The organism is Psychrobacter sp. H25 (genome assembly GCF_059076335.1).
Map to the genome: position 1 here is coordinate 1,928,149 of NZ_JCACRV010000001.1, position 24,615 is coordinate 1,952,763.

The 24,615-nt window shown below is 44.1% G+C and carries 21 protein-coding genes and 2 tRNA genes; 9 read left to right on the top strand and 14 right to left on the bottom strand.

The window, feature by feature from the left end; translation table 11 throughout:
* Positions 1 to 200: 200 nt before the first annotated feature.
* Together AC5JPO_RS07775 and AC5JPO_RS07780 are read right to left on the bottom strand one after the other, a co-directional pair.
* Positions 201 to 277 (bottom strand) — tRNA-Arg (locus AC5JPO_RS07775).
* Between the two features lie 182 nt (positions 278 to 459).
* Positions 460 to 549: transfer RNA gene (locus tag AC5JPO_RS07780), tRNA-Ser, on the bottom strand.
* Between the two features lie 337 nt (positions 550 to 886).
* Here AC5JPO_RS07780 and AC5JPO_RS07785 point away from each other — a divergent pair.
* Positions 887 to 1,681, top strand: coding sequence for a hydroxymethylpyrimidine/phosphomethylpyrimidine kinase (locus AC5JPO_RS07785; RefSeq protein ID WP_493853745.1), 795 nt, complete (start codon positions 887 to 889; stop codon positions 1,679 to 1,681).
* Between the two features lie 111 nt (positions 1,682 to 1,792).
* Here AC5JPO_RS07785 and AC5JPO_RS07790 read toward each other — a convergent pair whose 3' ends face one another.
* From AC5JPO_RS07790 to ppx, 5 genes are all read right to left on the bottom strand, one after another.
* Positions 1,793 to 2,353 (bottom strand): YggT family protein, encoded by a 561-nt coding sequence (locus AC5JPO_RS07790; protein WP_319052129.1) that lies wholly within the window; start codon positions 2,351 to 2,353, stop codon positions 1,793 to 1,795.
* 118 nt (positions 2,354 to 2,471) lie between these two features.
* The gene (gene proC, locus AC5JPO_RS07795) at positions 2,472 to 3,305 is read right to left on the bottom strand and encodes a pyrroline-5-carboxylate reductase (RefSeq protein ID WP_493853746.1); all 834 of its coding nucleotides are present in this window, start codon (positions 3,303 to 3,305) and stop codon (positions 2,472 to 2,474) included.
* A 167-nt stretch (positions 3,306 to 3,472) separates the two neighbouring features.
* On the bottom strand, positions 3,473 to 5,032 hold the full coding sequence (gene tilS, locus AC5JPO_RS07800) for a tRNA lysidine(34) synthetase TilS (RefSeq protein ID WP_493853747.1): 1,560 nt from the start codon (positions 5,030 to 5,032) through the stop codon (positions 3,473 to 3,475).
* Positions 5,033 to 5,265: 233 nt separating this feature from the next.
* A complete protein-coding gene (locus tag AC5JPO_RS07805; protein WP_319052125.1) occupies positions 5,266 to 6,069 on the bottom strand; it encodes an acetyl-CoA carboxylase carboxyltransferase subunit alpha in 804 nt (267 codons plus the stop codon).
* 181 nt (positions 6,070 to 6,250) lie between these two features.
* Positions 6,251 to 7,813 carry an exopolyphosphatase gene (gene ppx, locus AC5JPO_RS07810; protein WP_319052124.1) on the bottom strand — a complete coding sequence of 521 codons (1,563 nt, stop codon included), beginning with the start codon at positions 7,811 to 7,813 and terminating at the stop codon, positions 6,251 to 6,253.
* A gap of 695 nt (positions 7,814 to 8,508) precedes the next feature.
* Between ppx and AC5JPO_RS07815 the strand changes: the two genes are divergently transcribed.
* Positions 8,509 to 8,844 carry an Mpo1-like protein gene (locus AC5JPO_RS07815; RefSeq protein WP_319052142.1) on the top strand — a complete coding sequence of 112 codons (336 nt, stop codon included), beginning with the start codon at positions 8,509 to 8,511 and terminating at the stop codon, positions 8,842 to 8,844.
* Positions 8,845 to 8,967: 123 nt separating this feature from the next.
* Here AC5JPO_RS07815 and AC5JPO_RS07820 read toward each other — a convergent pair whose 3' ends face one another.
* The 3 genes from AC5JPO_RS07820 to AC5JPO_RS07830 all read right to left on the bottom strand — a co-directional run bounded on the left by AC5JPO_RS07820 (position 8,968) and on the right by AC5JPO_RS07830 (position 12,773).
* Positions 8,968 to 10,725, bottom strand: coding sequence for an AMP-binding protein (locus tag AC5JPO_RS07820; protein ID WP_493853748.1), 1,758 nt, complete (start codon positions 10,723 to 10,725; stop codon positions 8,968 to 8,970).
* Between the two features lie 286 nt (positions 10,726 to 11,011).
* On the bottom strand, positions 11,012 to 12,313 hold the full coding sequence (gene hemL, locus AC5JPO_RS07825) for a glutamate-1-semialdehyde 2,1-aminomutase (protein WP_493853749.1): 1,302 nt from the start codon (positions 12,311 to 12,313) through the stop codon (positions 11,012 to 11,014).
* 106 nt (positions 12,314 to 12,419) lie between these two features.
* A complete protein-coding gene (locus tag AC5JPO_RS07830) occupies positions 12,420 to 12,773 on the bottom strand; it encodes a zinc ribbon domain-containing protein YjdM (RefSeq protein WP_493843901.1) in 354 nt (117 codons plus the stop codon).
* Between the two features lie 502 nt (positions 12,774 to 13,275).
* On the opposite strand from AC5JPO_RS07830, the gene ygfZ reads away from it, so the two are divergent.
* Together ygfZ and AC5JPO_RS07840 are read left to right on the top strand one after the other, a co-directional pair.
* On the top strand, positions 13,276 to 14,028 hold the full coding sequence (gene ygfZ / locus AC5JPO_RS07835) for a CAF17-like 4Fe-4S cluster assembly/insertion protein YgfZ (protein WP_493853750.1): 753 nt from the start codon (positions 13,276 to 13,278) through the stop codon (positions 14,026 to 14,028).
* 84 nt (positions 14,029 to 14,112) lie between these two features.
* Complete coding sequence (locus tag AC5JPO_RS07840; RefSeq protein ID WP_493853751.1) at positions 14,113 to 15,438, top strand: D-amino acid dehydrogenase; 1,326 nt, start codon at positions 14,113 to 14,115, stop codon at positions 15,436 to 15,438.
* 105 nt (positions 15,439 to 15,543) lie between these two features.
* On the opposite strand, the gene AC5JPO_RS07845 is transcribed toward AC5JPO_RS07840, so the two are convergent.
* Both AC5JPO_RS07845 and AC5JPO_RS07850 read right to left on the bottom strand, forming a co-directional pair.
* Positions 15,544 to 17,742: a molybdopterin oxidoreductase family protein gene (locus AC5JPO_RS07845; RefSeq protein WP_443525175.1), complete on the bottom strand. Its 2,199-nt coding sequence runs from the start codon at positions 17,740 to 17,742 to the stop codon at positions 15,544 to 15,546.
* A 49-nt stretch (positions 17,743 to 17,791) separates the two neighbouring features.
* Positions 17,792 to 18,505 (bottom strand): TetR/AcrR family transcriptional regulator, encoded by a 714-nt coding sequence (locus AC5JPO_RS07850; protein WP_493853752.1) that lies wholly within the window; start codon positions 18,503 to 18,505, stop codon positions 17,792 to 17,794.
* Positions 18,506 to 18,818: 313 nt separating this feature from the next.
* Between AC5JPO_RS07850 and AC5JPO_RS07855 the strand changes: the two genes are divergently transcribed.
* From AC5JPO_RS07855 to AC5JPO_RS07870, 4 genes are all read left to right on the top strand, one after another.
* Positions 18,819 to 20,051 (top strand): NADH:flavin oxidoreductase/NADH oxidase family protein, encoded by a 1,233-nt coding sequence (locus tag AC5JPO_RS07855; RefSeq protein ID WP_493853753.1) that lies wholly within the window; start codon positions 18,819 to 18,821, stop codon positions 20,049 to 20,051.
* A gap of 507 nt (positions 20,052 to 20,558) precedes the next feature.
* A complete protein-coding gene (locus AC5JPO_RS07860; RefSeq protein ID WP_319052385.1) occupies positions 20,559 to 20,762 on the top strand; it encodes a CsbD family protein in 204 nt (67 codons plus the stop codon).
* Between the two features lie 801 nt (positions 20,763 to 21,563).
* On the top strand, positions 21,564 to 22,232 hold the full coding sequence (locus AC5JPO_RS07865) for a hypothetical protein (RefSeq protein WP_493853754.1): 669 nt from the start codon (positions 21,564 to 21,566) through the stop codon (positions 22,230 to 22,232).
* A gap of 154 nt (positions 22,233 to 22,386) precedes the next feature.
* Positions 22,387 to 22,761, top strand: coding sequence for a hypothetical protein (locus AC5JPO_RS07870; RefSeq protein WP_493853755.1), 375 nt, complete (start codon positions 22,387 to 22,389; stop codon positions 22,759 to 22,761).
* 142 nt (positions 22,762 to 22,903) lie between these two features.
* On the opposite strand, the gene AC5JPO_RS07875 is transcribed toward AC5JPO_RS07870, so the two are convergent.
* Positions 22,904 to 23,215 carry an NGG1p interacting factor NIF3 gene (locus tag AC5JPO_RS07875; RefSeq protein WP_493853756.1) on the bottom strand — a complete coding sequence of 104 codons (312 nt, stop codon included), beginning with the start codon at positions 23,213 to 23,215 and terminating at the stop codon, positions 22,904 to 22,906.
* 41 nt (positions 23,216 to 23,256) lie between these two features.
* Positions 23,257 to 23,889 carry a DNA-3-methyladenine glycosylase gene (locus AC5JPO_RS07880; protein ID WP_493853757.1) on the bottom strand — a complete coding sequence of 211 codons (633 nt, stop codon included), beginning with the start codon at positions 23,887 to 23,889 and terminating at the stop codon, positions 23,257 to 23,259.
* Between the two features lie 293 nt (positions 23,890 to 24,182).
* Here AC5JPO_RS07880 and AC5JPO_RS07885 point away from each other — a divergent pair, with 293 nt between their 5' ends.
* Positions 24,183 to 24,500 carry a barstar family protein gene (locus AC5JPO_RS07885; protein ID WP_493853758.1) on the top strand — a complete coding sequence of 106 codons (318 nt, stop codon included), beginning with the start codon at positions 24,183 to 24,185 and terminating at the stop codon, positions 24,498 to 24,500.
* The last annotated feature ends 115 nt before the right edge of the window (positions 24,501 to 24,615 follow it).

Consider the following 24,615-nt stretch of genomic DNA (forward strand, 5'->3'; position numbering starts at 1 on the left):
CATTATCCTAAATGACTGTCCAATCACGCTAGCGACCGACACCATGCATCTACATTAGTCATAAGATAATGATGACAAATTATAAAGGAGTCACTGATAACTCTAGACAACGACTTAAGGTTTTAAACCATACAAAATTTGGACATAAAAAAACCGCCAATTATCATAAGACAGGCGATTGATTTAATTGATTGTGCAAATGGTGCGCCTGGAGAGATTCGAACTCCCGACCCCTTAGTTCGTAGCCAAGTGCTCTATCCAACTGAGCTACAGGCGCGTATTTTGCAAATCATTTACTGACTTGTTAAAAACAATCTCAGTAAATTAGGTTGGCTATTATATAGATAATATCGCTTGTGTCAACATCTTTTTTAATTAAAAACAAAATATTTTTGATTTAACTATTAAGATGTTTAACGCCAGTATACTGCGCTACTACTCTAATAACAACTGAATAAATGGCGGTGAAGGAGGGATTCGAACCCTCGATACGCTTACACGTATGGTTCCTTAGCAGGGAACTGGTTTCAGCCACTCACCCACTTCACCTAACGAATCAAGACATTTATAAAACCGCTATAAACATAGTATTGATGCTAACAATACGTCTCATGTCGTGGGCGAGTATTATAACAAAGCCAAAATGAATTGCAAGCCTTGTCTGCTAATTTAATGCAGCTTTTATCATAATTAAAGATATAAGTACCTATCTCACATGCTATTGCTAAAAATTGTACCATCTCATAGCGAAGCCTCACTACTTACTTGGTCATCGTTGATGATGTTTTTGCTACTTGCTCTATAAACGCTAGACTAGGATGGATTTTTTGGCAGTAGGTGGCTATAGTATTTATTACTTATTTCAAAATATCTAAAAGGAGCGGTTATGCGACCTGTCGTACTGTGTTTTTCAGGATTGGATCCCTCAGGTGGTGCTGGGTTACAAGCAGATATCGAGGCCATCGGACAGACAGGAGCACATGCTGCCATCGCTTGTACGGCAGTCACTATTCAGAACTCACAGCAAGTATTTGGTTTTGACGCTTGCGCCGCAGATTTGGTACAGGCTCAAGCCATTGCTGTGCTCGATGATCTGCCAGTGAGCGCTATCAAATCAGGCATGCTTGGCACCACTGAAAATATTGCAATGCTCACACGTTTATTTGCAGAAGAAAAGATCTCCAAAGACATACCTTTTGTATTGGATCCTGTATTGGTTGCCAATAGCGGTGGTAGCTTGGGTGACGAAAAGACATTGGTGAGTGCCTTTAGACAGCTCCTGCCCTATGCGACCTTAATTACCCCAAATACGCACGAGCTTCGAGCATTAAGTGGTGAACAGGACTTACACAGTGGGGCAAAGCAGCTGTGCGCACAAGGCGTTCATGCCGTACTGGTAAAAACTTCACACGATTTTGAAGATGGTGATATCGAGCAGTACCTATACATAAAGGGCGAGATGGTACACAAAAGCACGTTGCCACGTCTAAATGGTGAGTTCCATGGCTCAGGATGCTCTCTTGCTAGCTTTATCGCTGGACGTTTGGCGATGGGTGATAATTTGATTGATGCAATAAAAGCAGCAGACAGCTGGATTATTCAAACATTACGTGCAGCTGACGTACCGCACCCTAATGATGCTCAGGCTCAATTAATACCCAACCGCTTTGTTAGTTTTTAATACTATTATAGAAGCCTGTCTCACACATGCAGCAAATAAAAAAGCGCTCTATATGCCATAGAGCGCTTTTTTGTACTATATATTTTTGGATTGAACGATATGACGTTTACCCTACCCTAACATTGGCATCACACTGGCAGTCAATCCGCCAATAAATATCTCAAGTAAGTAAAAAGCAAAAAAAGCAACCATTGGTGACAAGTCAAGCATACCTAGATTTGGCGTAATACGACGAAACGGCGCGAGTATCGGCTCCGCTAAGTTCATAATAATACCGATGATAGGATGCTGAGACTGGGTAAACACCACGATCCAGCTAACGATGATAGAACCAATCACTAAGTAGCGACACATGCGCAAAAAATCTAATATTAAGCTGGTCGTACCCGTAAAGAATAACGGTACAGGGGCTATACCTTGATGCGTCAATGCTGCTTTTCCAGAGATATCGATCAAACGAATCAAAAACATAAGGACAATAGCAGCAATGCTGATACGACCCTGTGCTACCGTTGGAAAAATACGCCCAAATACATCGACGACATGAGTCGCTTTGTAGGCAGGCGCAATCATCGGATTGCTCGCATCCATCCCTGCAAACTGCAACATAAAACGAATAAACACCAGCATCATAGCGAATGTGGTGACCAAATCAAAAATTTGAAATAACATGTTGTTCATGAAGTGCTACTCAATGGGACATTATTAACAGAGGCTAGGATGACAAAGGTCATTATCAGCTGGTGGTTGCATAAGCGCTATCGTAACTTATAATACCGCGTGTCAGTAATTACTTACTCATCTCTTCACTTAACGCTTGGCTACGATCGTAGCAAGCCTGCATGGCTTCGCTGATTTGACGACCAATTTCGTTGGCTTGCATGGACTCGACCGCTGCCTGAGTCGTACCGTTCGGAGACGTCACTTTGCGGCGCAGTTCAGCTGGTGCATCATCGCTGTTCATCGCCATTTTTGCAGCACCAAGCATGGTTTGCATTGCAAGCGCTGAGGCTTGTTCTTTGTCTAGACCTAACGCCACGGCCCCATCGACCATCGATTCGATAAAGTAAAACATATATGCTGGCGCTGAACCTGACACGGCTGTGACCGCATGCATATGCTCTTCGTCATCAACCCACATGACCAGTCCTGATGCTTCCATTACCGCAGTTGCCAGCTGTTTTTGTTCTGCTGAGATATTATCTGTACCGTAGAGACCCGTCGCACCCATCTGAATCATAGAGGGCGTGTTTGGCATGGCGCGCACGATATTGCTATAGCCGCCCAGCATACTAGACAACAGATCAGTCGATAGGCCTGCGGCTACTGAAATGACCAACTGATTATCCAATGCATCAGCAAAGCTACTAACAACCACTTTCATCATCTGTGGTTTTACAGCGAGTACTATGATATCAGCATCGACTACAGCGGCTGTTGCATCAGCCATTGGGTCAACGGTATTTAATCCTTTAGCAGCCAGTTGCTCACGTGCATCGCTGCTAGGATCGGCGACCGTGATGAGATCAGGTTTGATGCCGCAGCCTACAAGCCCGCTAATAAGCGCTTGCGCCATGTTTCCGCCACCAATAAAACTGATTTTTTTATTATCTAATACCGACATACTTGTCTCCTAGTCACAACATTCAAAGGTATTCAACTTAACATCTTGATATATAAAACGACACTCAGTTTATCATACTGCCACTAGTATCGTTTGATAAATTCAAACTGTGAGTGCCCACCTCAGGCTAATGACAACCAATGCGCCAGTACAAAGCACCTCGATCTTTAGTTTATGGTACGTAGGCTTAGGTTGCTTCTAATATACTCAGTTAACTTCTGATGTGTCATATCAGTTATCACGCTTTCAGAGCTCAAATTCCAACTCTCAAATGGTGATATGAGCAATATAGGCGCATCATTTTCGGTACCGTCTTTATTAATAGAAGCGACACTGATTACCAGCAGATTTTGTCGCAGCCACACTGGGATACCTAGGGTTTGATACAGTCTTTTGCCAGCTTGTAGACGCGTCGCCAGTGCAGTCTTGAGACGCGTTTTGCTATCCAATGGGGTTATTTTTAATGTAGCTTTCGATACTCCCTCATTTGCGTGGTCGCTTAGCAGCTTTGCCAATCTATCTGGACATACTTGTAACTGCCACACGTAGTCAATACTGCGGCGCAATATGATTGAACCGTCATCAGCTGAATCGCTCTCAATAGAGAGCAGACCAGATAATGGCAGCACTTGCTCTGTGATTGGTATATTTAGCCAAGACAGCCATTTACTACTCAGACGATAGATCTGCTGACGATAGCGGCGAAAAGTATAGGATTGCTTACGACCCTGCCAAAACAACTCTGTTTGATGATCTTGGTCATCACGTTGGCTTACATTTAGTACATCATCGACGAGCTGCTTAGCAGGTGGCAATGGCTCATCTTGACCCAGCCAATGATGCAGTAGTTGGCGCTGGCGATAGATCGGTAGTGCTCGTAGCGCATCAATATTGAGCACCTGCTGTGCAGTTGGCAGTTGTAGGCTTTCATTGACTGTCTGCTGCATATCTTGCTCAGCTTGCGCATTGACAGTAGCTTGGGCCTCACTCAATAGCTGCGCACTACGGGTAATATTATCAATAATATTGGGGTTATAAGTCGCCAGTATTGGCATGATGTCGCGGCGTAGCCCACTACGTACATTATCGCCAGTGTTATTGGTTGGATCATCGATGTAGGGCAACTCTAGGCGCTTAGCATAGGTGCTGATAGCGTTACGCCTGATGGTAAGCCAAGGTCGCCATAGTACATGACGCTGTACGCCCTGCATTTGCACTCGCCATGGCTGCATACCTGAGAGACCGTTGACTCCAGCGCCTTGAATCAAGCGCATCAGTACGGTTTCCGCTTGATCATCAGCATGATGTGCCAATAGCAGTACGTCATCTTGGTTCATATGTGCGCGCATGACGTTATAACGTGCTTGTCGCGCTGCTTGCTCATCATGTCCATTCACTTGTGCCTGTAAAATGCGACAAGGTATCTGCTGCGCTTGCGCCCAATTGGCAACATGCTTGGACCAGTGCTGACTGTCCGCTTGCAGACTATGATCGACATGTAAGAGCTGCGGTAGACATGGTAGTTTGCCTTGCTGGTAGAGCTGCGCACATAATGCCGCAAGTGCCAACGAGTCACGTCCACCACTACATGCCAACCAAAGGCGGCGACCATGTAACTGCTCGCTATACGTCTGCATACTGCTCAACAATGCGTCTGCCAATACGTCATCAATCGGCAAATTGGCAACGGATCTAACAGGATATGGGAGGATGGCATTGCTGGTCATAATCAGCCTTAGTCATTAGGGGGTTGTATATTTATTGATGTGCCGATAAAGAAATACTTGTATTAATTAAGACATTGCATGAAATGCTTTGTGTTAGGGGCTTCGTATTAGGGGCCTTGCATCGAAGGCTTTGTCTAATAATAGCCACAAAAAAACGCGCCATTCAATGACACGTTTTTATTTTAGCATTAAGACTCAGCCTCTAATATGAAAAGCTTAGCGCATGTCTTGAACTAGCAAGGCAACATCACTTCTGAATTAAAAGACTTGAGCTTTTCATAGCGTAGCTCGCAACGTTCTTGAGGATCTAAATCTTTAATCTCATCAAGCTGTTCAATGATCAGGGTTTTTAATGCAGCCATTACTGGTTGCGGCTGTAGATGTGCGCCCTCGCCTTCATCAATAACAGCATCAATCAAACCCATTTGATAAAGGTTAATGGCGTTTAGCTTTAGTGCCTCACTGGCGTCTTGTGCTTTTTCAGCGGTTTTCCATAGGATAGAGGCACAGCCCTCAGGAGAAATAACTGAGTAAATACTGTTCTGTAGCATGTTTACTTTGTCACCAACGCCAATAGCAAGCGCGCCGCCTGAACCACCTTCACCGATAATGGTCACGATTACAGGTACCTGAAGACTAGAAAATACAGCAATACTCTCTGCAATCGCTTGTGCTTGTCCGCGTTCTTCTGCACCAATACCAGGATAAGCCCCTTGAGTATCGACAAAGGTCATCACAGGAATATTAAAGCGCTCAGCCATTTTGACCAAACGTATCACCTTGCGGTAGCCTTCAGGATTGGCCATACCAAAGTTATGGGCGATACGCTCACGAGTACTGCGGCCACGGTGTTGACCGATTACCATCACAGGCTGACCATCAAAACGCGCCAAACCACCCAAGATGGCTTTGTCATCGGCATAAGCACGGTCACCGTGCAACTCATCAAATTCGGTAAAAAGCTGATTAACATAGTCCATAAACAATGGACGCTTGGCATGTCGTGCAAGCTGCACACTATCCCAGACAGTGCTCATAAACGCTTCCTTTTACTCATTATACTTAGTGTATATATGTTTAAAATAATTATGTTTAAAAAATAATATCGCTATCGATCTTTTGATAATGAAAGTACAGTTGTAAACTCAATAGAAGCTATAGTAGCACATCTTATATAGCATGACATTATCGGCGACACCGCTTTTGTTACGTTACTCTTTAACTCGATACTGACAATGGTAACGGCTCGGATTCCTCGGCCTCAATCACACTCAGCTGTATGCCCCATTTGGCAAACTGGTCAATCTCCGTACGCAAATCAGCCAACAAAAATGCATAATGTTCACTGCTATCAGCAACCGTAATCTGCCACTCACTATCGCTTGTGACCTTGAGTGCTAGATCTGGTAGCTTATGATCACTACGGCTATGGTGTGCTAGGACAGCAAGACGTAACAGCAAGCACAGATAGACCAGCTGATCGCCGCCAACCTGGCAGGTCTGATCTAACATATCGCTTTTAAGCTTGCGGCGATGATTGAGCATCAGCTGCGCCATGCGCTTTTGATCCACTTGCGAAAACCCTGGAATATCAGAATGCTCAAGCAAATAGGCACTGTGCTTATGATAGCTGCTATGACTGATCGCAAGACCTATTTCATGCAAGAACGCGGCGCGTCTGAGTAAGTCGCAATCATCATTCGTAAGATCAAGCGATTCTTTTACTTGTTCGAACAGATTACGGCTGGTTTTTACCACTTGCTTGGCTTGCTTTTTGTCGCCTGAATAACGCTTTATCAGCGCAAGCACACTACGGTCACGCACGTCTTCGCTCGCAAAACGTCCCAGCATGTCATACATCACCCCTTCACGTAATGCCCCATCTGAATAGGTAATAGTCTCAACACCTAGTACTTTCATAACGGCACGCAGCACTGCTACGCCCGCAGGGAACACGGCTTTACGGTGATCTTTAACGCCTTCTAGTTCAATATCGTCAATATTGCCAATCTTAACCAGCAGTCTCTCTAACTTTTTGACCCCTTTATAGGTGATGCGTTCTTGCTCATCAGCCCATCCCTTAGATACCAGAACGTTGCGCACGGCTTTGATCGTACCGCTTGAGCCAACCACACTGCTCCAGCCTGTCTTTTGGTAACGACCATTTATCGCTAATACTTCTTTGCGCGCACCTGAAATCGCGTCATTGAACGCTTCTTTGGTAACAAGACCATCAGCAAAGAATTTTTGTGTAAAGGCAACGCAGCCCATTTGCAAGCTTTCAGTCAGTAGCGGATCGAACTCTTGACCGATGATAAACTCTGTTGAGCCGCCACCAATATCAATAACCAAGCGTTTATCACTACTCTCATTGGTATGCGAGACACCCAAATAGATCAGTCTCGCCTCTTCACGTCCAGCGATAGTCTCGATGGGCTTTGGTAAGATTTTATTGGCACGGGAAATAAAGTCATTAGCGTTTTTGGCTTGGCGCAGGGCATTGGTAGCAACCACACGAATACGCTCTGGCGGTACAGAATCTAAACGCGCGACAAATCGGCTCAAGCAGTCCAGACCGCGTTGCTCAGCGGCATCGCTCAAGATATTATTCTCATCCAAACCTGCAGCGAGCTGCACTTTTTCAGACATGGAGACTACTTTACGCACTTCCCCGTGATCCAGACGAGCGATGGCTAAGTGAAAACTATTGGAACCAATATCAATAGCGGCCATCATTTGATCATCGCTGAGAGGCGGATTTGCAAGATAGTCAATAGGCATAAGACAAGTCGTCACCGTGTTAGAGAGAATGTGTAGTTTATCAAAATCATGTGCTACATAGATATAGAAACCACATGTGTAGAAAAGAGCAGCATCTACAAAAGTCAGGGCAATTTTTTCATTAAAGCATTTATCTCAAACACTCGCAAGCAACGTAAAATCATGGCGAGCACACAACCAACCATTCTATAAAGCAGCAGCATTGTCATTGGTATGCCTACTGAGGGTATAAATGACGATAATCATAAGATAAATGGCAGCCAAATAAGCAGTATCATCAAAAATCCAGTACAGATAATATTGGGACATGAGCAACATTTGGCAAAGTTTGCTACAGGCTTACCTCCTCTACAGCCTACTCTTTAAACTAAGGGAACATATTGGCACTTGTCATCGTAGCGCTTATTATTTAAGTATTTATCGTCTAAGCCCTTGGCATCTAGCGCTTGTGTTAGTGATAGCGGTTTGCTACATTAAAAGTTATCAATAACATGATAAAAAACCGTTAGTTACTGGTCGTATACTCCTACAACTGACATTAAAATCGTTAATTATTTGCCCAGAATTTGCTTAGAAACCATCTTCGATTGACCATCGATAAACCCGCCAGCAAGGAAGCTAGTCGCATGAATCAGACCACCACAACAAATACTACCAAGATCGCAAGCCCTCAGGCCAATAACACCAAGACAGATATGGTAAAAACTGAGACGCCATCTGAACAAGCATTCTATGATTTTTATTTGGACGAGCATCAAAACATGGCTTGTCGCCGTCTGCATTTTGCAGGCAGTAGTTTTGGCTTATTGGGACTGGCAAAGTCTGTCAAAACCAGATCAGCAAAACCTTTGGTAAAAGGTATCGCTGCTGGGTATGCTTGTGCTTGGGTTGGGCACTTTTTCTTTGAAAAAAACAAGCCAGCTTCCTTTAAGTTTCCACTAAAAAGCTTTGCTAGCGACTTCCGTATGTATAGCGATGTCCTACGAGGCAATCTGAGCCTAAGAAATCGTAAGTACGATAAAGCACGATAAAAACCAGCTAACGTACGAGACAGGTGACAAAAAAACTGGGCTACTATTTTTAGTAGCCCAGTTTTTTATTATTGATCGCTTTATTGCTGTCAGCTCATTTTTATAAACGACACGACACATTTTTTATCTTAAGGATTTACGTAATATCTTGCCAACAGCGGTCTTAGGTAGCTCATCGATAAACTCATAGGATTGCGGACGCTTATAGCCAGTGAGGCGTTTGCTTGCAAAATCCTGTAGCTCCTCTACTGTGAGGTCTGAGTCTTTTTTCACCACAAATGCTTTTGGCACTTCACCGCTATGTTCATCTGCAACGCCTACCACCGCCACCTCCAATACTTTAGGGTGCTCGGTCAGGGCAGCCTCTACTTCATTGGGATACACATTAAATCCTGAGACCAATATCATGTCTTTTTTGCGGTCTACGAGCGTCAAAAACCCCTCGTCATTCATGACACCAATATCACCTGATCTAAAGTAGCCATTGTCGGTAAAGGTATCTACATTGTCTCGTTGCCAGTAGCCGCGCATGACCTGTGGGCCTTTGATACAAACCTCTCCACGCGTACCTATCGGACATGTCTTGCCATTCTCATCTATGATATTAATGTTTGTCAAAGCCAGCGGCAGTCCAACGCTACCATTGAACGCGGTAACGCCAGAGGGATTGAAAGAGATAACTGGCGCGGTCTCAGACATACCATAGCCTTCGCTAATAATCATACCCGTCACTTGCTGCCACTGATCTGAGACTGCTTTGATAATCGCTGTGCCGCCACCGATAGATAGTGCCAAGCGGCTAAAATCAAGGCTGGCAAATTTTGGATGGTGCAACATACCAATGAATAAAGTATTTACCGAAGGAATGACATGAGGTCGATGCTGTTCAATCGTTTTGACCAAACCATCGATATCACGAGGATTGGTGACTAAGACATCCTCCCAGCCGCCATAAAGACCCAGTAGTCCGCAGACTGTAAATGAAAAGATATGATAAAGCGGTAAAGGATTGAGGATTTTGATTTGCTCACTACGATTGGCTTCAATTGTCTTGCCAAACATTGCGTAGCACTGACAAACATTGGCCATGACATTGTAATGGGTCAGCATAGCGCCTTTTGGCTTGCCAGTCGTACCACCTGTATACTGCAACAATGCCAAATCTTCACGTTCTATCGTAACGTCTTTGAACGCTGACTCACTATACGCCTGCATAACATGGGCAAACGTTATGTTGTGCTTTGATGAGTCAGTTGATGACTCGGTTACTGCCTCAGTTGATGACTCAGTTGTTGACTGGGTCGAGGTATGTGCTGGCTCATGTGTGCTTGCAGATTGTGCTGAGTCAATTTGACTGAGCAAGGCAATATCGTTATCAGAAATACTAGGATCTATAGAGCACCTGACCACCCATTTTAGTTGTGCTTTTACCGTTTCATCTAGTTGCTCATAAGCCGTGCTCATACCATCTAGCACAATGAGACCGCAAGCTTGGGCATCCGTCAACTGATGTGCCAACTCATACTGCGTATACATGGGGTTGACGTTGACCAGTACCACACCCGCTCGTAAGCAACCTAACAGTACTACGGCATATTGCAGTATGTTTGGTAGCTGTACGGCAATACGGTCGCCTTTTTCTATACCTTGTGCCTGTAAGAACGCCGCAAAACGGCGGCTGGCACTGTCTAACTGACCAAAAGTAAGGGTCGCAGCGCCCATACTAAAAGCGGGACGATTACTGTGCTGATCTATCTTTGGTTGCAATAAGTCAATCAGGTTTTGTTTGCCTGCCAATACGTCCAAGTTGTTGTCCAAACCATACTGCTCATACGTGGTCAGCCATAGAGGCGCTACGCTACTAGAAGTACTATTGCTCATTCTTTTGCATCCTTGCGTTATTGTCCGAATTTATCTCAGAGTATCATAGTTTATTGTCTATTTTTTAGACACACAGGGATTGAATGTATAAGCATCAGTCACGCTATTATTAATATAAACGAACCTTAGAAATACACCTTTACTTCTGTAATGGTTATAAGACAAATGCCACTAAACGAAAAAAACCAGCAAAAATCACCGTTTGATTTTGCTGGTTTTTTGAACTATTCAATGTTTATGAAGCTTAATAATTATATGGCTGAACCAAGTTAAAGCTAAAGCTAGACTAAGCTTTTGCCATCTCTGCAAATATCTCATCAGCAGCTGCTATCGATGCATCAATATCTTCATTACTATGTTTAATTGACATAAAGCCTGCTTCATAAGCAGAGGGTGCAAGATAGATACCACGATCTAGCATGCCATGAAAGAAAGTATTAAATACCGTCATGTCACATGCTGTCACATCATCGAAGTTCATTGGCGTCTGAGTGTCAGCATCTTTGACAAAGAACATACCAAACATACCGCCTAATTTATTGGTACGCAGATTGATGCCGTGTTTGTCCGCTGCCGCTTGAAAACCATCGACCAAATGATCGACTTTGGCAGCTAAGTCATCGTAGAAACCTGCTTCCGTTAAGTCTTCAAACATCGCGATACCAGCGCGCATGGCCAGTGGGTTGCCAGACAATGTACCAGCTTGATAGACACCGCCAAGTGGCGCGATGCAAGACATGATGTCTTCTTTACCACCGAACGCGCCAACAGGTAGACCGGCACCGATGATTTTGCCAAAACAAGTCAAATCAGGCGTGATACCAAAATGTGCCTGCGCGCCGCCAAGACCCACGCGGAACCCTGTCATGACTTCATCAAAAATCAATACTGCGCCATGCTCAGTACATTGGGCACGCAGCGTATCGTGAAAATCCTGCTCTGGAATGATCATATTCATGTTGCCAGCGATAGGCTCTAAGATAACGCAGGCAATCTCTTCACCCCATTTCTCAAAACAGTCTTTGATCGCTTGTGGATCATTATAAGGAATCGTAATGGTATGCTTCGCAAAATCGGCTGGCACGCCTTTAGACGTTGGTTCACCGATATCAAGCATACCTGAGCCTGCTTTCACAAGTAGACTGTCTGAATGACCATGATAGCAGCCTTCAAACTTAACGATTTTGTCACGCTGGGTATAGCCACGTGCCAGACGGATCGCGCTCATGGTCGCTTCGGTACCCGAGCTGGTCATACGAACCATCTCAACGCTTGGTACGATGTCGCAAATCTTGTCGGCGACCGTCGTTTCAAACGGCGTTGGCGTACCAAAGCTCAAACCATCATCAGCCGCTTTTTTTACCGCATCAATAACTTTTGGATGCGCATGACCCAAAATCATCGGACCCCAAGAACCCACATAATCGATGTAGGCATTGTCTTCGGTGTCATAAATCTTGCTACCGTTGGCACGGTGCATAAATATCGGCGTACCACCAACTCCGGCAAAGGCACGTACGGGTGAATTGACGCCACCTGGGATATGTTTGCGCGCTTGGGCAAAGAGCTGTTCGTTTTTAGTACTCATAGCTAGTCTCTATTTGTAGATGTTGTATTTTATAGGGTCTGTATTTTTTGATTAACGTTAGTTTTATATTTGTTTATTATCCAATCTTTCAAGACGTTTTTACAATTTACGCTTTTTTGACGACAGAAGATTTTAGCTTCATTGGACCATAGCCGTCGAGCTTGCAATCAATATCATGACCATCAGTCGCGTCTGGTAACAGGCGAATACTTTTTGCCTTTGTCCCGACTTTGATGACCAGTGAAGAACCTTTAACCTTGAGGTCTTTAATGACCGTGACCGCATCACCATCCTGCAACTCGTTGCCAACCGCATCACGAATCAATGCATCTTGTTCTTCTGCTTGTGCTGCATCAGTCTCAGCCGCCGTCCACTCATGAGCACACATAGGACATACCAGCAACGCACCATCTTCGTACGTATATTCAGCATCACATTTCGGGCAATTTGGTAAGCTCATTATATCCTCGGTAGTCATCAAATATTGGGTTCAATATAGAGTCAACATTGTACCGTAACTCACCATCTTTAACCAATTTGTACGGTTGAAAATTGGACACTGTGCCCAATTTAACACGTAACCCCTCACTTTAATGCACCCCTTAGCGATGACGTTTTTGTGACTGTATTTTTGTGGTACTCTTCTTAACCTTATAACGATTTATACGCGCACTTTTAGTTAGTAACATGGTCAGTAACAACGGCATCTATATAAAAAGTGCGCGTATAATTTTTTATCACTCCGATGTCATCTCTATATTAGGGTGTGTCCCTATTTTAAAAATGGCGATAAAAACGAGATAAATCGCAGGCAGGACAAGTAGCGCAGAGAACATCGAGATATTAGCCAGCTATTTGATGTCATTTACTAAAGATTTAGCCATTTTTAGCCCATTTATTTATAAACATTTGAATTAGGGATATGCCCTAATAAATAAGCGCTTAGCAGAAGGATAATAACAATGACTCAGTCTTCAGATACCTCAGTATTACCGCAGTTTTCGCAGCTGACCATTCAAGGTGAGGACGCCGAAAAATTCTTGCAAGGTCAATTGACTTGTGATGTGACCAAACTTGGGCTCAGCTATCAGGCAGCCGCTATCGGTAACCTAAAAGGTCGTATCGAGTTTGGCATTTGGATTAAGAAACAAGCAGAAAAGCATTATGATGTGGTCATAAGCAGCGATTGTGCGGCATCTTTGCAAGCGCATCTGAACAAGTACGGCGCGTTTTCAAAGTTTGAGACCAGTGCACCGACTGCGATCTATCCTTGCGTGCTGGCAGATACGCCAACCTTTAGTCACAAAGACGACCATAATACAGCCGCTGATACTGAAGCTTGGATGACATGCAGCATAGCCACAGGCAACTATTGGATCGTGGCGGCGACTCAGGGTGAGTTTCAGCCGCAAGAGCTGCGTCTACATCAGCGCGGCGGTATGGACTATGATAAAGGCTGCTATTTGGGTCAAGAAGTTATCGCCCGTATTTATTTCAAATCTGCGCCCAAAGCATTTTTGCACTATGTACAAGGCACTGGCGCAGCACCAGTAGCAGGCGACAAGTTAGACAAAATCCAAGTGGTCAACACCATGCAAACCGATGATGGTTTTATCGCACTGGTGGTGGCGCGTCCTGAACAATTGGCAGAAAGCACACTTAGCATACTGGACTTGCCAGCAGCACTACAAGTGGACGTGGCGCGCCCAAAGTAACTCAAGCAATATAGCTACTTGGCAAAGGTGATAGTGGTTTAATACAGAACTGCCATCATGATTAACATGAGCATAGAGAATCCTATGACACATATTGCGGTACTCGGAGCAGGCGTGGTGGGCGTGACCACCGCATGGTATCTACGTCAGGCAGGCTATGATGTGACCGTGATCGAGCGTGAGTCCGCAGCAGGCATGCAGACATCCTTTGCCAATGGCGGTCAAATATCGGTCTCGCATGCCACGCCATGGGCCAATCCTGCGACGCCAATGAAAGCGCTCAAGTGGTTGTTTAAAGAAGATGCGCCACTGCTGTTTCGTCTACGTGCAGATAAGGATCAGCTCAAATGGGCCATGCAGTTTTTGCAAGAGTGCCGCGCTGATCGTGCCGATGCCAATCTGGTACAGATGGTGCGCTTGGGTCTGTATTCTCGCGATACCTTACAACAGCTACGCGCAGACATCGATATCAATTATGAGCAGCAAACACGCGGTATCATGCACTTTTATACCAGCCAAGCTGAATTTGACGCCGCTATCGAACCTACAGAGCGCATGCAAGCGCTAGGCTGTGAGCGTCATGTGATTGATATCAACAACGCCGTCAGCTTAGAGCCAGCACTCTACCCTATTGCACACAATCTCACAGGGGCTACCTATACCGGCCGCGACGAGTCTGGCAACGCGCACCTGTTTACGCAGCGCTTAGCACAGCGCTGCATCGATGCGGGCGTGCAGTTTTTGTATGATACTGAGATATTAGCCCTCAATACTGACGCTCACTCTGCGTGTCCGCACGTGCACAGTATTACCATTCGCCCAAAAGGTGAAAACGCACAGACTTTCACAGCTGATAGTCATGTGGTTGCGCTTGGCAGTTATAGCGTCCCTCTCTTAAAACCACTGGGTATTCATGTGCCCATCTTTCCTGCAAAGGGCTATTCGGCCACGTATACCATCAATCCGCGAGCACCGCATTTAGCGCCTTTTGTCAGCTTGATTGATGATGAGTTTAAGCTGGTCACCTCACGGCTGGGCGATAAATTGCGAGTGGCGGGTACAGCAGAATTTAACGGCTACAATCTCGACCTAAATACCACGCGCTGTGAGGCCATTACCCGCCGCGTGCAGCAATTGTTTCCAAAAGGCATCATTGCAAACTCCGTTCAGTATTGGACAGGGCTGCGACCGATGACCCCATCGAACGTGCCATTGATTGGTCGTGCACACTGTGGCCAGGTCAAACATGGCAGTCATAATGCTTCAGCGACTTTTGACAATTTATGGCTCAATACAGGGCATGGCACACTAGGGTGGACACATGCTTGCGGTTCTGCAAAAGCGATCAGCTTGTTAATCCAAGGGGATACGCCCAATGTTGATTTTGATTTTGTAGGCGTAAGTAGCTGACCTAGTATCGAAAGAATATATGAGAATGGTACCCAAAAAAACGGCGCTTACATCGTGTAAGCGCCTTCTTTTTGCTTTGTGACAAACTTGCAATGAAACCTAAGCTTATGCGATTGCACTGTCTACTAACGTCTCTGATGCCTCGGTAGATATACTTTCTATGCTAGTACCCAACGCTTCCAACTGTACTGGCACACCATTGACAGCGGCATTACCGCTCAACTGATCGATTAGGGTATCGTCTGTTAAGTCATTGACACTCACACCAGCATGCTCTTGAGCAATCTTTTGCTTAACGCCTTTACGTCCATGCCCAAAGCCATGTGGAATACTCACCACGCCTGGCATCAGCTCATCGGTTACTTCTGCTGCGATGACTACACTACCGACTCGAGACGTTACTTTTACGTCTTGACCATCTTCAATACCATACTGCTCTGCCGTTTGTGGATGCAGCATCAGCGTACAACGAGATTTGCCTTTGACCAATCGATAACTGTTATGCAGCCATGAGTTGTTGCTACGTACATGGCGACGACCAATGAGTAAAATCTCTTGATTGTCGTACTGCTGCATCATCTCTTTAACCCGTGCCAAATCTGCTTGATAAAAATCAACATTGAGATTGATTTGTTTATCCGCATGCTTGATAGCCTCTGGCAACATACGATGCAATGGTCCCAAATCAATACCATGTGGGTTATCTATCAGCGCATCCAATGTCACGTCTTTATAAGGTCCATATTTGAGACCCTGTTCAAGTAAGAACTTTGGTCCAAATGCTTTTGTCGCCGCACGCTCTTTTTGTACCGCTTCAGGGGCATCTTTATCCAAACGATCAGCAAGCCCCAAATAAATCTCCCAGTCATGCTTTTCATTGTCTGTTTTACTAAACAAGGCAGGCGAGTATTTGGCAACATTATGTACCGCAAAACCGTTAAACGTGATGTCGTAATGGTCACGCTCTAATGGCGATACAGGCGGCAGGATAATATTGGCATGGCGACTGGTCTCAGTCACAAAATAATCGAGCGACACCATAAACTCCAGCCCTGATAGCGCCTCGTCTAGTTTTTCGCCGTTTGGTGTCGTGAGGACGGGGTTACCCGCAACTGTCATAAAGCCTTTTAACTGTCCTTCTCCTTCTACTAGCATCTCATCGGCCATCGCAACGACGGGATACTCACCATTAAAATCAGGTAGGTTACTCACGCGGCTGTGGCGTTTGCCCAAATAGCCAGGACCCGAGCTATTGACCACATCGACAGCTGGGTTCGGGAACATGAGTCCGCCCACTTCATCCAAGCGTCCTGTCACGATATTGATGACCATAGAGAGATACTGGCTCAGCAGCCCAAACTCTTGCACTGAGATACCCATACGGCCATAGCAGACTGAGCTTTCGGCCTCACAGAACTCTTTGACTATACGTTTGATTTCATCAGCTGTGATACCCGTGATGCCCGCTACCGATTCAGGTGTGAACCCTTCTGCAAATGACTCAATACGATCAATCTCTGGTGCCAAGCCTGCCACTCGGCTATCTACTTTGGCATAGCCTTGTGCATAGATTTCATTGAGCATGGCAAGTAACAGCAGTACGTCTGTCGCTGGGCGAATAAAGTGATGCTCGCTAGCGATATCTGCGGTTTCGGTACGTCTTGGATCGATCACCACCACTTTACCGTCGCGGGCTTTGATGTCTTTTAGTTTTTGGCGCATGTTGGGCGCAGTCATGATACTGCCATTAGACGCCAGCGGGTTACCGCCGATGATGAGCATATACTGGGTATGGTTCACATCCGGGACCGGAATACGCAGCATATGACCGAACAGGTGCATACTAACAATATGGTGTGGTAGCTGGTCAATAGATGTCGCAGAAAAACGACTGCGTGTCTTTAGGCTGGTCAGTAGCTGTTTGATGGTCAACATACCGCCCATATTATGGACATTCGGGTTACCTAAATAGACCCCAAACGCATTTTGTCCGTGTTTTTGCTGAACGGACTGAATACCTGCAGCGACTTTGTCTAAAGCCTCTGGCCAACTGATCGATTTCCAGCCATCCGCCGTTCTCTCAACAGGCCCTCTCAAACGATCAGGGTCTTCGTACAAGTCCTGCAAAGCAGTTGCTTTTGGGCAAATGTAGCCTTGCGAAAAAGGATCATTTTTATCCCCTTTAATCGATAAGACTTTTTCGCCGTCGTGCTTTATTTCGACGCCGCACATGGCCTCGCATAAGGTACAGGTTCTAAAGTGTATCTGTTCATTGTCCGTTGGTGTAGCCGCTGTTGTGGCCATAGTCATGCTCCCTTTTATGTGTTGTGAATCCTAGCTGTCACGACATACATCATGACTTGCTATGGTTGCTTCCGTGCAAAAAATTAGCGAACAGCGCATCAAAGCTAATGCTCAATGTGTTAATCGCCTGCGCCCTTGAATAGCGCTGCTGATGACAGCCTAATATCAACTCGTGTACTTGTGCAGCAGCCATATCGACACAAAGATTGACAGCACTCCTCTCAGCAGAACGATTGGATAGCTGTAATCCTTGAATAAATATCTCTGTCCACTCTTCTTGTATTTCGCTGACTAGATTTCCTAGACCATTACTTAGTGAAGACTGGTTTTCTATAGTGGCGCTAAATCGCGGACGGTCTTCGAGCAGGTGCTGAAAAAGCTCGATATTCTGAAATGCTGAATCAAAAATCATCGTCAGACATTGCTGACACTGCTCATTAAACTGATCCTCACTCAATACGTCGTAGTCTTTGAGCATATTGACCCACGCCAGTCGCATAGGAGATAGGTAGTTATCTTTTAACTGAGCACTTAGCTCGTTTTGCAGCGCATCTAAGCTCTCAAAATGATTATAAAAACTGGGCTGCGCTATACCAGCACCCTTAGCAATTTTATTCATGCTCATACCTTGAGCACCTTGCAAACTGTACAACCGTAAGGCACTCTTGAGCAATGCACGCCGCGTTTTGGCTTTTGCCTGCTCGCGTTTTGAATCTAATTTTGAATCTATAGGTGCTGTCAGATCTTGTACTAATACATTCAATACAGAGGTATCCTGATTTGGTTAATAACTTGATTAAGAATTCGATCAATAACTCAGTCAATAGTATGGTCAACAGGTCAGTAATTTACCTGGAGTGCTATTGTGCTAAAAAAATGTGATGATAGATAGAGATCACGGTTTTTGGGTGAGCTGCCTTTCGATCAGCCATTTTTAAAATCACTACTCATAAATTCACCGCACTTACTACCAATCACGTTTCGACTATAAGGTTATAGTCATTTAAACTATAAGTCTATAGCCAAACGCATAGTAGAACTCGTGCTTCACAAAAATATAATCTTAGGCCACTGTTATGACATCACCTGTTTTTTCATCGTTCGTATTGCCTTGTGGCATCACCTTACCCAATCGCTTAGCAAAAGCCGCCATGGAAGAAAACATGGCTGATGCAGGTCAGATTCCAGGCGCTGTCCTCCTTCGCCTATATAAGCGCTGGGCAGCAGGTGGTACAGGCTTACTCATTACAGGGAATGTGATGGTCGATGGTCGCGCCATGACTGGTCCTGGCGGTGTTGTACTAGACAAGCATAGTGACATCGCGCCTTTTGAGGCGTGGGCACATGTTGCCAAACAAAACAACACCCGCGTTGTGATGCAGCTCAACCACCCTGGTCGTCAGGTATACGCTGCGATGGGCGGTGATGTCCTCTCCCCTTCTGATGTGGCGCTTGATTTGGGCAAGCACTCTCATTTATTTAGTAAACCTCGTGCCATGACACCGCAAGATATAGAGCAGTTGGTACAGCGGTTCGCCGATAGCGCTGTCAAAGCAGAGCAGGCAGGTTTTGATGGGGTGCAAATTCACGCGGCCCACGGCTATCTTATCTCTCAATTTTTATCCCCGCTCACCAATCAGCGAAAAGATGAATACGGTGGTTCTATCGAAAACCGTATGCGGCTGCTGATCGAAGTGATCAAAGCCATTCGTGAGCAGGTTTCTGCCACTTTTATAGTGGCTGTAAAAATAAACTCAGCTGACTTTCAGCGAGGTGGTTTTGATGCCGATGACGCTAAAGTGGTGGTGTTAGCTATGAATGATCTAGCAGTGGATTTGGTCGAGCTCTCTGGTGGTAGTTACGAAAGCCCAGCCATGCAAGGCAGTACAGCAGATGGACGCACTCTACAGAGAGAGGCTTACTTTTTGGATTTTGCAAAAGAGATTGCTCAAGCCGCTACCATGCCTATTATGACGACAGGTGGCGTTAGACGGTTGGCTGTTGCAGAAGAGGTACTGGCTCAGGGCATCGATATTGTTGGCATGGGTACAGCGTTGGCGCTGAATCCAGCCCTTCCCAATGATTGGAAAAAAGATGCCGCATTGAGTGCTCACGATCCTATGGTACGCTGGAAAGACAAAACCTTAAGTGCGCTTGCGACCATGGCAGTAGTCAAACGTCAGCTACAGCGCATGGGCAATGGCAAGCCGCCTAAGTCTAATGTATCGCCATTATTTTCACTGGTTAGTGACCGTATTCGCATAAAGAAACTGACCACGCGTTATAAGCGTTACCTGGCTAACCGCTAATAACCTAGCGCTCTTCACTGACCTCTATTGAGTATGAAGAAGTAAAAAGCAGAGACTCTAAATTTAGAGCTCTGCTTTTTTTCGCTACGCATTTTGCCTACACGTTCGTTCTACCTTGCAAACACGCTATTTGATTACGCTCAGATTTCCATATTCAGTTTAATGCTATTACGCACAATAGACGCAATTTACGCTGCACTATCACAGCGTCCGTGTCGATAACACTTAGCGAACGTTCACTATAATTAAGTAACACTATAAACATAGCACATACAGACAGTCGAATTGAAAAGTCCTATATTTGATTTCACAAGATATTTGAAAATAACCAATTATACTTGTGAATCATAAACAAAATAATAATAGCTAGAATAACAATAAACAAAATAAAGATTTTAAAATAAAAATAATATAATAATAAATATCATCCAATAACAAAGAAGAAGTATTAGAAAAGAAGCGTTAAAACTAACCGAAGACAATAAGTTCAACAAAAGGAATAATACAATGAACGAACATACTCTAAAAGGCGAATGGAACCAAATGAAAGGTTCGGCTAAGCAAAAGTGGGCAGAGTTGACTGATGATGATCTCACCCATGTCGAAGGTAGCCGAGACAAACTAGTCGGTCGTGTCCAAGAGCGCTATGGTCATGCTAAAGAAGATGCAGAGCGTGAAGTAGATGACTGGCGTCGCGAAAATAAATACTAATTGGCTTTATTTAGAAAAATAGTGATTTCTTAATAAGAATAAAAAACCGTATATTAATATATGCGGTTTTTTTACGTAAGATAAATATCAATAATTAAATAAATATTAACCGTCAAATAAAAGCTAGTTATTGTATAAAGACTCGTTATAAACCATCAATATTTTAAATAGTATATGCGTTTCGATAATTAAATAGTAATAAAAATGAGCGTCATCCAGACACGATAAAACCGCATAGCAATTAATTGTTATGCGGTTTTATTGTTAACCATCCATGTTACCTATCGCGGACTAATTTCTATGCATCCTTGCACAAATAGTTAGTATATTGCGATACTGGGCATCCTGCCCTTATTACTACATTACAGCTCACTGTTAATTGCTGCTATCAGCAAAGGGTATGTGTCCTTGCTTCAACTATCATTATCATCCTGATGGTGATAGCTGAATCATTATCCTTAATGCGGTCAACTCAATCCTTGAGTCACATTCCCTAATGCCGTGTGACTATAATGCCTGAATCTCACTATCATGTTAAGTCGCGTAAACGTCATTGTGTGTAAGCATATGCTTACATCGATTGGATTATAGCAACGATTACAACTTACTAACGCAAATGACACTTAATATAAAGTTTTGCATCTTACTATAGATAATGTAAGAAAACATTTCTAAACGTACTTTCCGATGATAACAACTGTGAACTTTTAAATAAAGATTACCTTACCCAGCAGCCTATTGTTTTAATCAGTACCAGCACTTTACCTTATAGCCCTCTGAAACCTTATAGGATATCGAACTATGAAAACTATAAAGCCGTTCTCACTTAGGACTGCTGTATCTACTGGCCTTGCCCTTACGCTATTAGGTACAACTGTCGGTTGTACAGTAGTTGGTCCAGGCTATGATAACCAACGTGTATATCGTGTCGATAACAATCGTCAAAATGATAGTTTTAATCGTGTCAGCCAGCAATTACGTCAAGACCTGCGCCGCAAAGGCTATCAGGTGATGGATATTAGACCCGACAGTTATCGCGGCGAGCGCGCAATTACGGCTTTTGTCAAAAAGAATAACCAAGCTTATGAGGTCAAATATACTTATCCTACTCTGAGACTCATCAACTCAAGTAAGATAGCGTGGTCAAATAACGGTAAAAACAATAAGTACCAACGAGACAATGACCGATATAAAAAAGACAAGTACAAGGATGATGACAAATACAAAGGGAATAAGCGCTATAAAAAAGGGGATGTCGAAGACAGTATCAAGAGAGAGTCACGTTACCCCGCTATCAAGCGCCGTGCGATCAACAAAGTCAGAGCGATGGGCTACCGTGTCGAAGATATAGATCTTGAAGAAAAGAACAAGCGCGGTGTCTTTGAAGTTGAAGCAAAACGCGGTTCACAGAAATATGAGATATTGCTGAGCTACCCAAATCTAGAGGTTATTAGAGTCAAAAAAGATTGATTGTGCTGAGCAGCTTTTATTAGCGCAGCTCTATATGTCTGTCCATCGAAGCAAGTGCAAATCGTCAAGCTTACTGACCTGAGTGTTGGCGAGATATCTTGAAGCATTGCAAAGTAATCTGTATTCAACAATGTCCTGTTATGAGAAAATTTTTATGAGAACCATATTACCTTTGGCACTAAAAAATGTAGTATCTGGTAGTATTGTTGCCGCATTACTAGCAGTAACAACTGGCTGTGTGACTACCCCTAATGGCTACAATATCTACGATGACATCTACGGAGATGTCTACAAGGATAGTAAAGATCACAAAAAGCACAAGAACAAAAAAGCTGACAAAAACGTCTCATCATCTACTGTCGAGCGCCGAGCGGCTAGTAAAGTCAGCAGTATGGGCTACCGTGTCAAAGACGTTAAATATAAAAAGGGCGATCGTAAAATTAAAGTGAAGGCTGAACGTGGACGCGATGATTATAAAATCGAGCTGGGTTATCCGAGCTACAATGTGATTAAGCTTAAAAAAGATTGATCAGTTGTTAAATACTGGCATTCACTATTAATACCTAGTTGGAACATCAAAAATTTTATAACCAAATAAGTCATTGAGTGGTTTATTTGGTTCTTTTATGAAAAGCCTTACACTCAATAAGCTGATATTTCTCTACATAACACTAAAAATCCAAGACTTTTATTACATCGTAAGCAGGTGTCTCATACGGGTGCGTCTCTTTTAACGCGGCGATAGTAGCCGTTATAAATGCGTCATCGACGACCATCTCTACTCGCCACTCATCGACCGTTTCTAAACTATCGTGACGACCGATATGCGGCGCACTACCTGCTAGTGGCATAAACTGTCCAGTCCCTTGCACTTGCCAACAGCACTGCTCGTAGTTAGCGATACTACCGGCACCTGCAGCAAACAACGCAGATTTTACCTGGTCTAACGCTGCATCAGGAATGAATACGGTTAACTTATACATAGGTTTACCTCATAGATGTAGTCAACAGGCAGTCAGTCGAACTAATTTTTGGACAGAGATGGATGATCAGTCCAAATATAGCGTAGTAGCCAGTCTTTGGCATCACCTGCATAGTCGATACCAATGCGTGGACGCACTGACACGGGTGGCTGGCAGCCATCATCTTCGATCCAAACGCTTGAGTCTGGCGTGATTGGTTTGCCATATAGCTCACGGTCGATCTGCAAGCGCTTAGTCAATTTACCAGGGCCTGCGAATTGCTTAGGGTGAGTGAGCTGATTATTTGGACTCAGTTGCTGCTCTTCAATCAGACGATCACTATCATCGGTCAAAAACCCGGCGCGAATCAGTACCGATTCAGGCGACTCTATAGAGCCGCTAATCAAATTTAGCATATGATGCACGCCGTAAGTCAAATAAACATAGAACACACCGCCTTGCTCATACATAATCTCTGTGCGTGCCGTTCGAGTGCCTGCATGTGAATGGCAGGCGGGATCATCTTGACCAATATAGGCTTCAGTTTCAGAGATACGCATACGTAGCGTTTTTTGTTGTCCATCACTATCGGTTAGCCGCCGACATAAGACTTTACCAATCAAGTCGGCCGCGACCACACAGGTCGGACGAGTAAACCAGTCAGGCTCTAGAACGGTTGATGAAGCAGTAGACATTAGCGAAACCTTTTCTTATTTTTATGGTCTAATGGGTATGAGTAAGTATTAATAAATTAGCATAAAAATAAGATAAGCTATCGAGGAGAGTGTTGGCGCTATGTTTGATTTTTTATACGAGTTAAATGATAAGCCTATGACTGAAGAGTGATGCTGTTGATAAATGGATAGGAATTGCAATCTGTTATAAGTAGTTCCATTATAGCGGTCTGTTTTAGGTGGTCTGTTAATAGGTTTGTCGAGTGAAATAACTGGTTCCATTGGGGTATGCTTAAAAAAAATGGTGATAATATATGGAAATGGTTATAGATTTTAAAGATGTTGATACAGCGGACAAGATGCACATAAAATTAAAGCATGCTTTTGGTTTTCCAGATTTTTATGGTGCTAATATTCATGCCTTAATTGATTGCTTAGGTGACATACGCCATCCAGAATACGGCATGTCGGAGGTTACTATAGGAGAAAATGAAGTGTTAAACCTAACGATTAAAAACTTTCCTTACGAGAACGACATAATTATAAATATTTTTTTTCTTGCTATTAAATATGTTAACGCTAAGTCTATTCGAAATGAAGAAAGTCCTTCGATACATTTGATACTAGTTTAGGTCAACTGATAAGTGGCCCCTGCCGTTAATCTCGTAGGAATTAACTTGGGAGATTTTAATCATACAGCTCGATAATACTGTGCTATGAGTTTTATATTAATTAATTTCCTGTCTA